Genomic DNA, 13,874 nt, shown 5'->3' with positions numbered 1-13,874 from the left:
AGAATGTCATTTCGCACCGGATTGACCACATTGATCGCTGTTGCAGCGGTATTCACACTGACGTCGTGCGGCAACGATTCGACGGGATCTACCGAGCAAGCGCCGGTCGAGATCTCGGTGAAAAACCTTGCGTACACACCGAACTCCGTCACCGTGCATACAGGACAGACCGTCACGTGGATTTTCGAGGACCAGGGAATGCCGCACGATGTCGTGTTCGCCGAGTTGGGGATCAAGAGCGATCTCCAAGGAAGCGGAACCTACAGTCAGACCTTCGACAAAGCCGGAACGTTCACCTACACGTGCACACCACATCCGAACATGACCGGCACGATCATCGTCGAAGAGTGAGTGCGGCAATGAAAGTGAACGAGTCCGCAGCCCCGGAAGACTCGCCTGGACTCGTCGACCGAGACGCTTTGGGCAGGATGATCGCGCCGGTGAGAAATCAACTCCTCCTAGGGGCGGGTCTGTCGGCACTGTCGGTGCCGTTGCGATTCCTGCCCTACGTTGCGGTGGTCGAGATCGCGCGGGTGCTCCTGACCGGCTCGTCGTTGAACCTGGTCTGGATGTGGGCCGCAATCGGTGCAGCGGGCACAATTCTCGGTTTTGTCGTCTACAACGCAGCACTGACCGTGTGTCACACCGCCGACGCGCATTTCAAATACTCGATCCGCTCGCGTATCGCTCGGCATCTGTCCCGAGTTCCTCTGGGGTGGTTTGCAAATGGTGGCACCGGTGAAGTGAAGCAGGCGATGACGGACGACGTGAAGCGGATGCATCTTCTCGTCGCTCACCTTCCCGCCGACGTGGTACCAGCGATCCTGTCGCCGATAGTGGCCCTGATCTATCTGGTGGCGATGGACTGGAAGTTCAGCCTGGTCCTGGTCGGCTACATCGGAGTGTGTCTCGCTCTCGCCGCGCCGTCGATGCGCAGAGCCTATCGAACGAACGTCGACTCCTGGAATCTTGCAATGTCGACATTGATTTCTGCGACAGTAGAACTGGGCGACGGTATCGAGGTTGTCAAGACGTACGGGAGTGGGAGTCGCGCATTCGCGCGCTACTCGAGCGCTGTCGATTCGATGGTTGCGGTGTGCGTGCGATGGATGTCGGGGATGGGAAGGCCGGTGGTCGCGATGTCGATCCTCCTCTCACCGGCGGTACTCATCGTGGTCATCACGGCGACGGGAACTGCAATGTTGTCCGGGGGTTGGATTACCCCGGTAGCTCTTGTTGCCTTTCTGGTCGTCGGAATCGGTGTTCCGTCGTCGGTTCTGCACATGGGAACGATGGCCAACCTCTACCGCGAAGGCCAACTGGGAGCGACTCACGTCGAGAGCATCCTCGGCGAACCAGAGCTGGCCGAACCTCAGGATGCAGTGCCTGCTCGCAGCACTTTGGTCGAATTCGACAGCGTCGGCTTCGAGTACACCACTGGGCAGCGCGTCCTCGAGAACATCTCCTTCGAGATGCAACCGGGCACCGTGACCGCGATCGTTGGCCCCTCCGGCTCCGGAAAGACCACTTTGGCACGTCTACTTCCGCGGTTCTGGGACGTCACGGACGGGTCTATTCGACTGGGCGGAAGCGATTTACGAGATCAGTCCAGTCGCGAAGTCTTGAGATCAATGGCCATCGTCTTCCAAGATGTTGTGCTCCTGCGGGACAGCGTGCGCGAGAATATTCGGCTCGGTCGACCGGATGCAACGGATCTGGAAGTGGAGACAGCGGCGAGGCGGGCGCAGATTCACGACGTGATCATGCGACTGCCGGACGGGTATGACACCGAGATCGGTGGTGGTTCGGGCGGTGAGCTGTCGGGTGGGGAGAAGCAACGCCTGACGATCGCCCGCGCCATCCTTCAGAACCCGCCGATCGTCATCCTGGACGAGGCGACTTCGCAGGCCGATCCCCACAGTGAATCGGCCGTTCAACGCGCACTGGGCGAGATCAGTGCAGACGGCGGCACCCTGATGGTGATCGCTCATCGACTGCACACCGTCCGATACACAGATCAGATACTCGTTCTCGACGCCGGACGGATCGTGGAAAAAGGTACGCACGAACAGTTGTCGGCGCTCGGCGGAACCTACGCGCGGATGTGGGCGCTCCAGAACCCCCTCGTCGAAGACATCTCTCCGCGAAAGGCGCCGCAATGATTCGAGACCTGGACGAAATCCTCGGGCGCGACAATGGGATGCGAGGTCAGATAGCAGGTTTCACGCTCGCCGGGATACTCGAGGGTGTCGTCTTTGCACTGATGATTCCGATCCTGAAAGCGGTGGTTCGCGGCGATTACGACGCCGCAGTTCCGTGGGTTGTCACTGCTGCTCTCGTGGCGGTGGCCTGTGGCGCCGTACGGTGGATCGCCGAGAATCGGGCGTACCGCATCGGAATCGAGGGTTTTGCCGGTGGAATCATGCATCGCCTCGGTGAGCACTTGGTGCAGGTTCCGCTCGGGTGGTTCAGCAAGGCAAACCGTGGAGCGTTCACTCGCCTGGTCACCGAGGGCACGGCTATCTTGATGAGCGTCCCGGGAATGATCATCGCGCAACTCGTCACCGTCACGGTGACTCCAGCGACAGTGGCGATCGCTGTCTTGTTTGTGGACTGGCGACTGTCTCTCGCGATTGTCGTCTTCGTTCCACTGGGGATTCGGGCTTACCGCAACGTGCAGCGGGCGGTTGTTCCCGAATACGAGGCGATCGGCAAGAGCGAATCCGAGTTGGCATCGCGCGTCGTCGAATATGCACAGGCGCAGCAAGTTCTACGTTCGGCCGGTAAGAGTGGCGAAGGCTGGACCCGGTTGGACGAAGCTCTTGTGTCCAACCGGGACGCACACCTGCAGGAAATCGGATCGGTCGACAAGTATCTGCTGCGCTTCATGATCGTCGTTCAGGTTGCCTTTCTCACCGTCCTGGTTCTGGCGGCACTGCTGGTCACCACCGGGTCCATCGACACAGCAAGCGTGATCGTTGTTCTCGTGTTGGCCGTGAGGTTCGTGGAGCCGATGCAAATGCTCGCAGGATTCGGTGAAGGTATCTCACTGGCCCGGGTGTCGCTCGGATCTGTCCGAGAGATGATCGATGTACCGGTGCTGGCGGAACCTGAGGTGCCGAAAGAGCCTACGTCGTATAATATTCGGTTCGATTCGGTCTCCTTCGGCTACGGCCCGGATCGCGTGATTCGGAACGTGAGTCTCGAATTCCCGGACTGCTCGGTCACTGCTCTGGTCGGTCCTTCCGGTTCCGGAAAGACAACTCTGGTTCGGCTGATCTCCAGATTCTGGGACGTAGACGAAGGTGCGGTATCCATCGGGGGAGCCGATGTTCGCGACATCGGAACGAGAGCATTGATGTCTCGGATATCGACTGTCTCACAGCAGGTTTACCTGTTCGACGGAACCATCCTGGAGAACGTTCGGTTGGCGAGACCGGATGCCACCGAGTCGGAGGTCCGTCAAGCAGTGGTGGATTCCAGGCTAGGCGAAGTGATCGACCGTTTGCCGAGCGGTGAGGAGACCAGGGTAGGTGAAGGCGGATCACTGCTGTCCGGCGGTGAACGTCAGCGGGTCTCGATTGCGCGGGCATTCCTCAAGGACACTCCGATTGTTCTTCTCGATGAAGCGACTTCAGCCCTCGACGGAGAGAACGAAGTCGCCATCACCGAGGCAATTCACCGATTGGCCCGTGGTCGAACGGTGGTGATCATCGCTCATCGCCTGTCGACTATTGAGGGAGCAGATCGCATCGTCTACCTCGAAGACGGTGGGGTGGAGGAGGTCGGTTCCCACGAAGACCTGATCGCGCGAGGTGGAAAGTACTCGGATCTGTGGGCCGAGCGCAGTGGCGCGGAGGGATGGAGGATCGACCGAGTGCTCGAGCCATGAGCAAACCGTGTGGTTTGATCGACGAATGGACGAAGCTGCTGCAGATCCAGTGAAACCGCCGCGCAAGCGCCGGTGGCCTCGTTGGGTCGCAGGCATTGCGGTGCTCGGAGCAGTTGTCTATGCGGGCTCGATCGTGTGGATTTCCGTGGCGTCGGCCGGCCATACGTCGGACGCCGTCGATGCTCCCGATGCTCCGGTAGTGATCGTGCTGGGCGCGCAGATCAAGGACGGTAAGCCGATGGCTTTCCTGAAAGGGCGGCTGGACGCAGCAGTCGAACTGGTGGAAGCGGGAAAGGCTAAAGCGGTCCTCGTCTCCGGCGACGCGAACGGCGGCTCGGGTGACGAGATCGCGGCGATGACGAACTACCTGTTGGAGCATGGAATAGATGAGCGTCGCATCGTGGGGGATCCGTACGGCCTCGACACCTATGACACCTGCTTCCGGGCCATACATACGTATGGGGTGACCAAGGCGTTGATCGTCACTCAGGGGTATCACGTGCCCCGCGCTGTGGCGCTGTGCCGAGACGTCGGCATCGACGCAGACGGGGTGAACAGCGATTGCGGGTGCGCAACTCCGACGCTGATCAAGAACGCCGCCCGGGAGTGGGTTCTTGCCAAGCCCAAGGCAGCGCTGGACATGCTGTGGAGTCGGGACGCAAAGGTGACGTCGCCGTCGGAGGACTCGGTCCAGGTGGCGCTGTCGATTCCCTGACGCGGGGTGAGTGCGCACGGTTTCTGTCGAGTGAACACACGCTCCGGAGAGTCGGAGCGTGTGTTCACTCGAGGTGAAGGGTGCTCGGTCGAGAGTCAGATCAGTGCTGCGGCGGCGAATGCTCCCAGTGCGATCAATGCCGCGCCGGTGACGCTCTGCACGCGACGGTCCACGACGCACATGATCGAGAGGAATCCCGGCATCGAGCCACCGCGCTTGGTGTGCACGATTGCCGCGAGGCTGGGCATGCAGCGGCCAAGGGATACGACCGTGAACAGCGCCGCCCCGAGAGCCGGTGTACCCGAAGCCATGACGCCGAGTGCCAAGAGGTAGTACGCACTCGAGCGGATGAAGATCAGAAATCCCGGACCGATGATCGCGCCGAAGATCAGCGAGACCTTCCACGGCGCCATCGTGCGGCGCAGATGGCGCGGAAGCTGTTGGCGCCGCATCGGAGTCGGCATGCTCACCGCACCCAATTCATGCAGCCCGTATGCAACCGCGACGACGGACCAGACGCCGAGCGCCCAGCCGATCGGCACGTACCCGGACATCGCCGCACCGAGAGCGCCGATCAATGCCCCGGTGACGGCTCCCGTCGTGACCGAACCCAGAGCGTGCCAGCCGAGTCGGCGGACGGGAGTCGAGGATCCCTTCCGATCGACTTGCTTCGGCGCCGCAACAACTCCGGCGACGGACATTCCGCAGGTCGACCAGTTCGCGGCCAGCGACGTAACCAGTCCGGCGCCGATAACAGCTGTGGTCAAAGCTGTTGTCGCAGATGGCGTGGCCACGAGTGCGAGGCCGGCACCCACAGCGGCGCCCGCCGCGACGAGGCTGACACGGGTCGCGGTGCCGACCGAGCCTTGAAGGGTCGGCCGGATGTCAGGGACGTCGGTCTGCAGTGGGCCGTGTGAGAGAACAGTAGTCATCAGATCCTCCGAAGTGTTTGTGGTTCAGGAAAAGTGTCGAGCCGAAGTCGCAGCGAAAAGTGATGAGCCAGTGTTCACAGCACTGTGATGACTCCGATCATGTACGGGTGCACGGAGCACGAATATTCGTAGACGCCGACGCTCTCGAACGTGTGCCGGAACGTTCCGTCTCCGGTGATACCGCTGTCGAACAGGCCGGGTGATTCCACGTGATGCAGGAGTCCGCCGTCGTCGAAGCGCCACTCGACGGTGCCGCCGTGCTCCACGGTGACGTCCATCGGACTGAACTGAACATTGCTGATCTCGACCACCACGTCGGGGACGGGATCTTCTGTGCCGCAAGCTGGGACACACGTCGCCGCGACGGCGAGGCCGAAGCCGGCGATCCACCTCCTCACTATTGAACGATCACGGTGCCCACCATCATCGGGTGGGGCGTGCAGTGGTAGGTGAAGGTTCCGGCGTCGTCGAACGTGTACGAGAAGGTTCCCTCGGTGAGCAACTCGCTCTTCAGTTTCCCGTCGAGATCACCGTTGCCGACCACGTCGTGGGGGAGTCCGCTGTCGTCGAACTTCCATTCGACGGTCTGTCCCTTCTCGATGGTGACCGATGCCGGTGTGTACGCCATGTTCTTCACCTCGATCACGACTGCAGGTTCGTCCGACGACGCACCGGCATCACTACTGCAGGCGGTTAGGCTCAGGGCAGCGCACGCGGCCAGGAAAGCGGGAACGAGTTTCTTCATGAGGTGTTCTCTCCATTCTTCGACTTGTCAGCGGACGTAACGCAGATTTGCCGTCATGCCGGCCTCGAAGTGGTAGGCGTTGTGGCAGTGGAACATCCACTCGCCGGGATTGTCGGCGTCGAACTCGATGGCAAGCTCGGTGCCGGGTAGGACGTTGACGGTGTCGCGGCGAAGTCCGCCGTAATCCGGTACCGCAAACGTGTGGCCGTGGGTGTGCATGGGGTGCCACATCGTGGACGCGTTCTTCATCGTGATCCGGACCCGTTCGCCCTGTTTCATGACGAGCTTGCCTGCATCGGCCCCCGCCATTCCCCAGACGTACCGATCGCCGGCCTGGATCAACTCGATGCGGTAGTCGCGATCAGGTGATTTCGTCTCGAGCCGTGCGGATTCCGTGGGCCGGAGTTCGCTTTCGGTGACCAGTCGGCCGGCCAGTTCCGAGAGGTTTCCGCCGACATCCGGGTTCGCCAGCGCCAACGCGTCGGTGCTGCGTAGGACGGTCGACGCATAACCATCTCGGCCCTCGACCTTCGCCACCACCGGCCATGTTCCCGACTTCACCGTCACCAGCACGTCGTAGCGCTGCGCCATTCCGACGATGATGGTGTCGGCGGGAGTTGGTTCCACGTCGTAGCCATCGGTAGCGACAATTGTCATCTCGTGACCGGCCACAGCAAACCGGTACGGAGTTTCGGCGGCTGCGTTGATGATTCGCAGTCGCAGGGTCGAACCGGGCGCTGCAGTCACGACAGCAGGATCGTTGGGTGGCCGCCCGTTGATCAAGTGCAGTGGATACGCGATGTGTTGAGTCATCCCGCCGAGTGGTTCGGAAGAACCGTGTCCGCCGCTCACCAACTGTTGCGCGACAGACATGTCGGCTTCCGAGTGTTCCGCCGGAGTTGTTGCCCCACCGCCGTGTCCGCCGTGCCCGCCCGAAATTGCCGGGTTCAGGGCCATCAGGACGGAATCCGGTGTGGTACCCAATCCGTCGAGCCAGTCGTCGAGCACTAGGACGGCATCGACGTCGGCCCCGGTGATGTCGTTCGGGTCCTCGACGATCAAGGCGCCGAACAGCCCCCGATCGGCTTGTAATCCGCTGTGCGAGTGGTACCAGTACGTTCCCGGATCCGGTGCGATGAAGTTGTACTCGAAACTCGAACCGGCGCCGATGGGAGCCTGCGTGGTGGGTGCCGCGCCATCCATGTCGTTGCGGATTCGAATTCCGTGCCAATGCAGTGTTGTTTCGGCGTCGAGGCCGTTCTGGACGCTGACGTTCACCCGGTCACCGGACTTCAGGCGAAGTTCCGGAGCCACCGCAGCGCCTCCGTACGTCCACGTGTCCACGAGGCGTCCGCCAAGATCTACCGTCGAGAATCCGGCGGCAAGGGCAAACGCAGCGGTGGTCCCGTTCCAGGCTCGCGCCGATTCTGCGGCGGCAACTTCCGGGTCGGTGGGCAGGATGTAGTCGAGATCGGTCGTCGGCGTCGGAGATGCTGCAGTGGAACTGCATCCGGCAATCGTCCCCATTGCGCCGAGCCCGAGTGCTCCGGCGCCGAGTGCTCCCAAACTCAGGAATCGGCGCCGGCCCATCACCACGCCGGATCCGGGACGACTCATCGGAGTACTTCTGGTGTGATCAACCCGCTGACGTCCCCGACGTTGCCCGAGACATCGACGGAACTGACCTGCTCGCCGGTGCTCGCGTTGTAACCCACGATCTTCTGCGGAGCGGAGCCTTCGACCTCAGGTCCCGAACCGAGCACGTAGAACGTGGCGCCGTCGACGGAAAAGGTCATGCTCTTGATGTCTGTCAAGCCGAGGTCTGCAAGCGTCAAGCTCTTCACCGGGGCGAAGGTTGTTGCGTCGGACAAGTCGATCTTGACCAGTGAGCCTCCCCGAGCAGAGTCCGGATGAATAGCCGTGTCCGTGTACGCGATTGCGAGCCGGGTTGCGTCGGCGTTGATGACGTTCTCCGAGAATCGACCGGAGTCCTGCCCGGCGTTTCCGATCGGCTTGACACCTTCCTGAGGCAGTCCGTTGGAGAAGTCGAAGACGTACACATCGCCGTTCTCACTGACCAGCAAGGCTTTATTCGCTTTCGATGCCCACGTGACCTTGCGGGTGGAGACAAAATCCTCGGGTAGGACCTTGCTTCGGGCGGTTTCCTTCGGAACACCGTCGTCACCGATCGTGACGTGCAGCAGTTCCCGGGTGTCCTCGCAGACGCTGTACAGCTCGTGATCGACCATCCACGTGAACGGACCGCAGCCGACTATCTGGAGTGCACCGGTCGCTTCCTTCTTCTCGAGGTCGACCACTCTGATGCCGTACAAACCGTCGTCCCACGTGACGAAGAACTTGCCGTCGGAGGTCACGGCGTTCGAGCCGGGACGGGAATGTACGCGTGCGACGTCCGGAAGCATGACCTCGGCTGGTTCCAGTAGGTTCCCGGAGTAGGTGCTGACCGTGAAATCTGCCGCGCCGCGGGAACCTCGGGGCCGCCACACCTCGGCAGCGAGCACCGCAGGATCCTCGGCGGAATCCCCGACGAATCCGTGAATGACCGGATCCCAGATACCCGGGCCGACGGTGATCCGGCTCTCGGCCACACCGGTTTTCGGATCGATGACGTTGACGCTGAGCTCGAGTTGGCCGAATCCACCTTCGACGCCCAGCAAGCGGTCAGCTGCGATCGGGGTGATCGAACCGACGTGCAACGGCTCGGGAATGGTGTCGCCGATTTCCTGGTCGTCGTGACCGAGGGAGATTCCCTCGCCCGGTGCAGTGAACGGAACTGTCGGATAGGTGACATCACCTGCGCTGGAGGGTTCGTCGTTGTCGGACGAACTGCAACCGGCCAGCGCGAGTACGACGGTGAGTGGGATGACGGCAACGGCGGGTCGCGCCAGTTTTCGGGTTCGCGGACTGCTCATGATCCGGCACCGACCTTGGGGCGCTCGGCCGGTCGAGTCTGGCAGTCCTCACCGATGATGGGCGCCATCGTGCAGGTGTATGCCTGGGACTCGTCGGAGACACACCAGATGATTTCCTGGTCGTAGCTTCCGGAGACCGGGTTGTACATCACGGCCTGCATGTCCGGTTCGCCGCAGAATGCGTTGGAACACGAAGGCGCACCGCAGCAGTCGTAGTAGGCGATCAGATAGGTCTTGCCGGTATCAGGGTTGGTGCAGCATCCGACCCAGAACTCTGCGCCGGGCTTGCTGCCGGGGGCACAGGTGGTGACACCGCCGCCGTTGCATGCGGCACAGGACGTTCCGTCCATGTTGCACCAGCGCCAGTACTCGCACTCGGCCGGATCTTTACCGTCGTAGACAGGGACAAGAGGTTCGGGGCCAGGTGCCGGCGCAGGAACCTCGGGCTCTTGGGCGAAGGCACTACGTGTCACGGGAAGTGTGCTGATCAGTGCCACTCCTGACACACCCATGGTCCACTTGCCGATCCGGCTGATCATGGATCGCCGCGAAACTCGTTCGGAGAGTTTACGTCCGGTTCGGCTGGTAAGCGAACCGCCCTGGCCCGCCATCCATTCGGCCTGGGCCTGAACTGTCGCCTCGTCGACGGGATATCGATTCTCCGTCATGTTGTGCTGCGGGAATTCATTGTCGTCCAACGATTTTCTCCTGATTCGTGAAGAGGATCGAACTGTGCAGGAAGATCAGGCCGCGCTGCCGGATTTCGCCTGGGCATGAAGGTGCTGGAGTGAGGGGGTGCCGGATTCGAGCGCATTGAGCAGGCTTTCCACCTGAGCCATGTGATTGCACAGGCCCTTTCCTCGGATCTTGCCGTGCTCGTCGAGAATCACGCCGTACGGAGTGGTGCCCACCTGGTATGCGATACCGACGTCTCGAGCGTCGATGTAACTGAGCTCGGAACCGATCCCGCTGCCGGCCAGGAACTCGCGATGCTCTTCGGGTGTTCCGTCGGAGATGATGATCACGTCGAGATCCGATTCGGCTCGGGCCATTGCCCTTACGCCGGGAAGAAGGCTCTTGCACGTCGAGCAACTCGGTGCTGTGAACAGCAGGAGTTGAGGTTTGTCGCGGTGACCACCGACTCCGACGGTCCGTCCTTCCTGATCGATGAGACCGGCAAACGACGGGCCGGCCTGTTCGACCTTGGGCCCGGTATCCATCATCCGGGCACCGAGAGGTCCGAGACGTACTTGTACGCGGCCGATTTCACGAGCCAGAGCAAGAACCATCAAGAACAGTACGGCTACGGCGATCACCAGGATCACTGTCGCGACAAGGAGGAAAGTGGTCATCGTGGTAGTCCTGCCTTCGAGTTTTCAGTGGTGGGGATGTAAGTTCACGAGCCGTACCGGGACGCGGTTTCGGCGGTTCGGAGGCGGATGGAGGCGCTCGACAGGTAGTCGTCGACCGGGCGTCGTCCGAGGTGGACCACCGAACGAATCTGTGCGAGCGCAACTCCCGCCAGAACGAGGAGGAATCCGAAGGTCGTCGTCACGACCTGGACGCCGATCTCAGCCTGTCCGGCGGTGACCGACAGTGCCACAGCGATCACCGCGAGTGTTCCGGCGCGAACGGCGTGGAACCATCCGATACGCGGAATCTCGCCGACTCCGAATGCAAAACATCCGCAGTCCAGATCGCGTCGCCCACGCAGGAGGTTGATCGTGAGGCCCGTGAAGAACGACGCGAACATGACGGCAGCAACCAAGGCGGCGAGGCGATGGGCCACGCCGAGAACCAGAAGGATGCCTACGACGGTTTCCGCGACGGGAAGGATGCGAGCGAGCGGTACTTCGAGTCGCACCGGCAACACTTTGTATCCGCGCACCGAACGAAGCACCCCGTCGTGGTCGTTCAGCTTGGGAATGCCGGCGAGCAGGAGAACAAATCCGATGATCGCCGAAGTGGTGGCGCTGACCAAGTCCATGCTTCCTCCGTTCCTCTCGGGTAGTGCCGGTGGTGTGTGGGACACATCCTGTACGGGCGATGCTGCGAACCCGCGTCGACCGCGCTACGCCTGGACGAGGTGCAACTGAGAGAGCAGTTGTCGTGTGAGAATCGGAGAACTCGCAGTTCAAGGTGCTGCCGGAGGGGCCGGATACCGTCGGCCGCCCTTGATCCGGCATGACGCTGGGTGGGAAACAGAGTCGGATTCTCACTTGAAAGTTCTGTGCGCGCCATCGTGGAAACTGCGCGGAAACATAAGCGGACTAACTTGACCGAATTCTGACAATTCGCTCGTAGGTTCGGGCCTGGACGCGACGGACGGTGACACATGGCCGTGAGTGCGGCACTGCGTGCGGCGATCACGCGAGCGCAGAATGCGGATCAACACAGTGAGCCCGTGTTCTCCCCGCTCCGTGGTCTCGGACGAGGACGTTTGACCCCGATCGACCTGTTGGGGCAATCACTCTCCACGATCGCTCCGGCAACGGGAATGGTGTTCATCGCCCTGTGGATGATCACCTACAGTCCCGGCTACGTCGGGTTGGCTGCGATTGCTGCGACAACTTCGGCGGTGTTTCTCGTTGCGTTCTGCATCACTCAGTTCACGCGGAGGCTGGCCGCGGCAGGATCGTTGTACAGCTTCGTCTTCCAAGGCTCCGGTATCCGGGCGACACTGACGGCGGGCGCCGCACTGGTACTCGGGTATCTCGGAATCTCGGTTTCGGTTTTCTCGCAGGCGGTTCCGAGTCTGCTCGATACCATCGCCATTGTCGGCCCCGACGTGCGAGGAACTGCCGCGACGGTGATCACGACGGTGGCGATTGCCGTGGCCGTCGCGTGGATTGCAGTGCGAGGCGTCCGGTTCGCCACCCGAGCGATCCTGGTCGTCGAAGCGTGCTCGTTGATTCTCATCGTCGTGGTCATGCTGGCGACGCACAGTGACACGACAACTGCTGTTGCCCTGCCGAATCCGTCGCTGAGTGCAGTTCCGTTTCTCGCGATGCTGACGGTGCTCAGCATGGCGGGCTTCGAAAGCTCGGCCTTCTTCGGCCCGGAAGCGAAACGACCACTCATCAGCGTCACACGCACGGTTCTCATTTCGCCGATCATCTGCGGGGTCCTCTTCGTTTTTGCGGCCTGGGCGGCGATGACCGGTCACGGCGCAACGATCGTCGGAGCGTACTTCGAAGGAACGGCATCCGGAGCCAGCGCGGAAGTGGTTCTGGCAGTCAAGATCGGAATGACGTGTTCCTGGTTCGCATCCACTCTCGGTTGTGCGCAGGCGGGTTCGCGGTTGTTGTACTCGATGGGGATCGAACGGGTACTGCCTGCGCCGCTCGCTCGCGTGCACAGACGATTTCGTACCCCGTACGTTGCGGTACTTGCGTTCGTCGCGGTAAGTGCGGCGGGCGTATTCATCTATTCGGATACGGTTCGCGACGATTCGGGATCCTTCGACGGGGTGGTGGAGACCGCGTTGGTCTGCGCTTACACGCTGGTGGCCTTTGCTTCGTGGAAGTTCTTGCGCCGAATCGGGGAACATACTTCGCTGACCCGGATATGCACTGTGTCCGTGAGCGTCGCCGGTGCTGGTCTATTGGTCTACATCGTTCTCGACGGTGCGGTTCACGGGATGTGGGCACTGCCGATCGCTGCTCTTGCTGTTGCTGTGTCGGGGACAGTGTGGAGTTCATTGCTCCGTAGAGCCAGACCGGAAAGCCTTCTGATGGTCGGCGCTTTCGACAGCGTCGAGACGGCGGACCTGTTGCCCGGTGCGGGCACTCTGCTGATCGACGGTGACGGGCGAAGGCGACTCGTTCCGGATCGTGGGACCGCCGAGGGTGACTCGCCGGAGCATGGGCGGTGACCGCGGACCGTGCAACCGCTGGTCCACGATCAGACAAACGGATCGGCGAAGAGACCCACTTCAGTGGACAACAACCGCGTGCGGTTCAGAAGGCGCTGGGGATGCTCGAGGCGGTGGCTCATCTGGGACCGGGAACAACCGCGAAGGAGATCGCCACTTTTGCAGGCGTTCCATCGGCCACGGCGTACCGGATGCTGAATCTGCTGGTGGCGGAGGGCTTTCTCGTGCGGGTGCCGGACCTGTCAGGGTTCGCGTTGGGGCGTCGGACTGCCGAGCTCTCGCATGCGGCGTCGTCGAGTGGTCCGGCGCCGACGCTGCATGAGCGCGTCGAGGACATGCGGACACACACGAGGTTCGGATTGCACGTCGCGTCATTCGCCGGTGGGCGCTTGAGGTTCGTCGACAAGGATCCGGATCACGAGATCATCGGAATAGCGGCACTGCCGAAGAACCTTCACGCGAATGCGCTGGGGAAGGTGTTGTTGGCGCACGACGAGCGGTTGCTGCCGGGCTTGGACCTACGCCGGGTCACGGAGTTCACGATCGGTGACTTCGATATTTTGTCTGAACAGCTGAGGTCTGTTCGCCGGCAGGGATTTGCGTTCGAGAACCAGGAATGTCGCCTGGGTCGATCCGCGGTCGCAGTACCGGTTCGGGATCACGCGGACCAGGTGGCCGGCGGGTTGTGCGTCCAGGGCGCGAGCGGACGAGTGACTGAAGGCGATCGAGAGTTGGTCGGCTTTCTATTCGATTGTGCGCGCCAGCTCACCGGATTGCTCTGAC

At 61.8% G+C, this 13,874-nt stretch carries 14 protein-coding genes; 6 read left to right on the top strand and 8 right to left on the bottom strand.

The genetic code is table 11. The features are described 5' to 3' along the window. The first annotated feature begins 3 nt into the window (after nt 1-3). From PCS43_RS23605 to PCS43_RS23590, 4 genes are read left to right on the top strand one after another with little or no spacing between them, the layout of a single operon-like run. Entirely contained in the window at nt 4-351 is a 348-nt protein-coding gene (locus PCS43_RS23605; RefSeq protein ID WP_007729706.1) for a plastocyanin/azurin family copper-binding protein, read from the top strand. Continuing rightward, nucleotides 348-2,162, top strand: coding sequence for an ABC transporter ATP-binding protein (locus PCS43_RS23600; protein WP_256669994.1), 1,815 nt, complete (start codon nt 348-350; stop codon nt 2,160-2,162). Before PCS43_RS23605 ends, PCS43_RS23600 begins: the two co-directional genes overlap by 4 nt. Beyond that, entirely contained in the window at nt 2,159-3,892 is a 1,734-nt protein-coding gene (locus tag PCS43_RS23595) for an ABC transporter ATP-binding protein (RefSeq protein ID WP_209910077.1), read from the top strand. The genes PCS43_RS23600 and PCS43_RS23595 overlap by 4 nt, the downstream gene beginning before the upstream one ends. Before the next feature lie 25 nt (nt 3,893-3,917). Then, nucleotides 3,918-4,607, top strand: a complete 690-nt coding sequence (locus PCS43_RS23590; RefSeq protein ID WP_162114585.1) for a SanA/YdcF family protein — start codon at nt 3,918-3,920, stop codon at nt 4,605-4,607. A 95-nt stretch (nt 4,608-4,702) separates the two neighbouring features. Here PCS43_RS23590 and PCS43_RS23585 read toward each other — a convergent pair whose 3' ends face one another. From PCS43_RS23585 to PCS43_RS23550, 8 genes are all read right to left on the bottom strand, one after another. Continuing rightward, on the bottom strand, nt 4,703-5,539 hold the full coding sequence (locus PCS43_RS23585; RefSeq protein ID WP_073512579.1) for a methylamine utilization protein: 837 nt from the start codon (nt 5,537-5,539) through the stop codon (nt 4,703-4,705). A gap of 74 nt (nt 5,540-5,613) precedes the next feature. Then, entirely contained in the window at nt 5,614-5,937 is a 324-nt protein-coding gene (locus PCS43_RS23580; protein WP_080712742.1) for a cupredoxin domain-containing protein, read from the bottom strand. Beyond that, complete coding sequence (locus tag PCS43_RS23575; protein ID WP_003940240.1) at nt 5,937-6,284, bottom strand: plastocyanin/azurin family copper-binding protein; 348 nt, start codon at nt 6,282-6,284, stop codon at nt 5,937-5,939. Before PCS43_RS23575 ends, PCS43_RS23580 begins: the two co-directional genes overlap by 1 nt. 27 nt (nt 6,285-6,311) lie before the next feature. After that, nucleotides 6,312-7,901 carry a multicopper oxidase family protein gene (locus PCS43_RS23570; RefSeq protein ID WP_063315620.1) on the bottom strand — a complete coding sequence of 530 codons (1,590 nt, stop codon included), beginning with the start codon at nt 7,899-7,901 and terminating at the stop codon, nt 6,312-6,314. Then, nucleotides 7,898-9,217 carry a hypothetical protein gene (locus tag PCS43_RS23565; RefSeq protein ID WP_073512580.1) on the bottom strand — a complete coding sequence of 440 codons (1,320 nt, stop codon included), beginning with the start codon at nt 9,215-9,217 and terminating at the stop codon, nt 7,898-7,900. Before PCS43_RS23565 ends, PCS43_RS23570 begins: the two co-directional genes overlap by 4 nt. After that, the gene (locus PCS43_RS23560; protein ID WP_029256402.1) at nt 9,214-9,885 is read right to left on the bottom strand and encodes a methylamine dehydrogenase light chain; all 672 of its coding nucleotides are present in this window, start codon (nt 9,883-9,885) and stop codon (nt 9,214-9,216) included. The genes PCS43_RS23565 and PCS43_RS23560 overlap by 4 nt, the downstream gene beginning before the upstream one ends. A gap of 75 nt (nt 9,886-9,960) precedes the next feature. After that, on the bottom strand, nt 9,961-10,569 hold the full coding sequence (locus tag PCS43_RS23555; protein ID WP_019745575.1) for a redoxin domain-containing protein: 609 nt from the start codon (nt 10,567-10,569) through the stop codon (nt 9,961-9,963). Between the two features lie 44 nt (nt 10,570-10,613). Then, nucleotides 10,614-11,204: a MauE/DoxX family redox-associated membrane protein gene (locus PCS43_RS23550; protein ID WP_073512581.1), complete on the bottom strand. Its 591-nt coding sequence runs from the start codon at nt 11,202-11,204 to the stop codon at nt 10,614-10,616. A gap of 348 nt (nt 11,205-11,552) precedes the next feature. Between PCS43_RS23550 and PCS43_RS23545 the strand changes: the two genes are divergently transcribed. Next, entirely contained in the window at nt 11,553-13,091 is a 1,539-nt protein-coding gene (locus PCS43_RS23545; protein WP_064687793.1) for an APC family permease, read from the top strand. Continuing rightward, complete coding sequence (locus tag PCS43_RS23540; RefSeq protein WP_081377522.1) at nt 13,088-13,873, top strand: IclR family transcriptional regulator; 786 nt, start codon at nt 13,088-13,090, stop codon at nt 13,871-13,873. The genes PCS43_RS23545 and PCS43_RS23540 overlap by 4 nt, the downstream gene beginning before the upstream one ends. Nucleotide 13,874: the final 1 nt, after the last annotated feature.

It is taken from the genome of Rhodococcus sp. C-2, assembly GCF_027854095.1.
GTDB lineage: Bacteria > Actinomycetota > Actinomycetes > Mycobacteriales > Mycobacteriaceae > Rhodococcus_F > Rhodococcus_F qingshengii.
Note: the sequence above shows the minus strand (reverse complement) of the source record. Positions and strands in the feature narration are given on the sequence as shown.

What these genes read in the sequence shown, in the direction of transcription:
- PCS43_RS23575 (WP_003940240.1), bottom strand. Translation starts at nt 6,284, where the DNA reads ATGAAGAAACTCGTTCCCGCTTTCCTGGCCGCGTGCGCTGCCCTGAGC.
- PCS43_RS23590 (WP_162114585.1), top strand. Translation starts at nt 3,918, where the DNA reads ATGGACGAAGCTGCTGCAGATCCAGTGAAACCGCCGCGCAAGCGCCGG.
- PCS43_RS23570 (WP_063315620.1), bottom strand. Translation starts at nt 7,901, where the DNA reads ATGAGTCGTCCCGGATCCGGCGTGGTGATGGGCCGGCGCCGATTCCTG.
- PCS43_RS23565 (WP_073512580.1), bottom strand. Translation starts at nt 9,217, where the DNA reads ATGAGCAGTCCGCGAACCCGAAAACTGGCGCGACCCGCCGTTGCCGTC.
- PCS43_RS23550 (WP_073512581.1), bottom strand. Translation starts at nt 11,204, where the DNA reads ATGGACTTGGTCAGCGCCACCACTTCGGCGATCATCGGATTTGTTCTC.
- PCS43_RS23585 (WP_073512579.1), bottom strand. Translation starts at nt 5,539, where the DNA reads ATGACTACTGTTCTCTCACACGGCCCACTGCAGACCGACGTCCCTGAC.
- PCS43_RS23545 (WP_064687793.1), top strand. Translation starts at nt 11,553, where the DNA reads ATGGCCGTGAGTGCGGCACTGCGTGCGGCGATCACGCGAGCGCAGAAT.
- PCS43_RS23555 (WP_019745575.1), bottom strand. Translation starts at nt 10,569, where the DNA reads ATGACCACTTTCCTCCTTGTCGCGACAGTGATCCTGGTGATCGCCGTA.
- PCS43_RS23560 (WP_029256402.1), bottom strand. Translation starts at nt 9,885, where the DNA reads ATGACGGAGAATCGATATCCCGTCGACGAGGCGACAGTTCAGGCCCAG.
- PCS43_RS23605 (WP_007729706.1), top strand. Translation starts at nt 4, where the DNA reads ATGTCATTTCGCACCGGATTGACCACATTGATCGCTGTTGCAGCGGTA.
- PCS43_RS23595 (WP_209910077.1), top strand. Translation starts at nt 2,159, where the DNA reads ATGATTCGAGACCTGGACGAAATCCTCGGGCGCGACAATGGGATGCGA.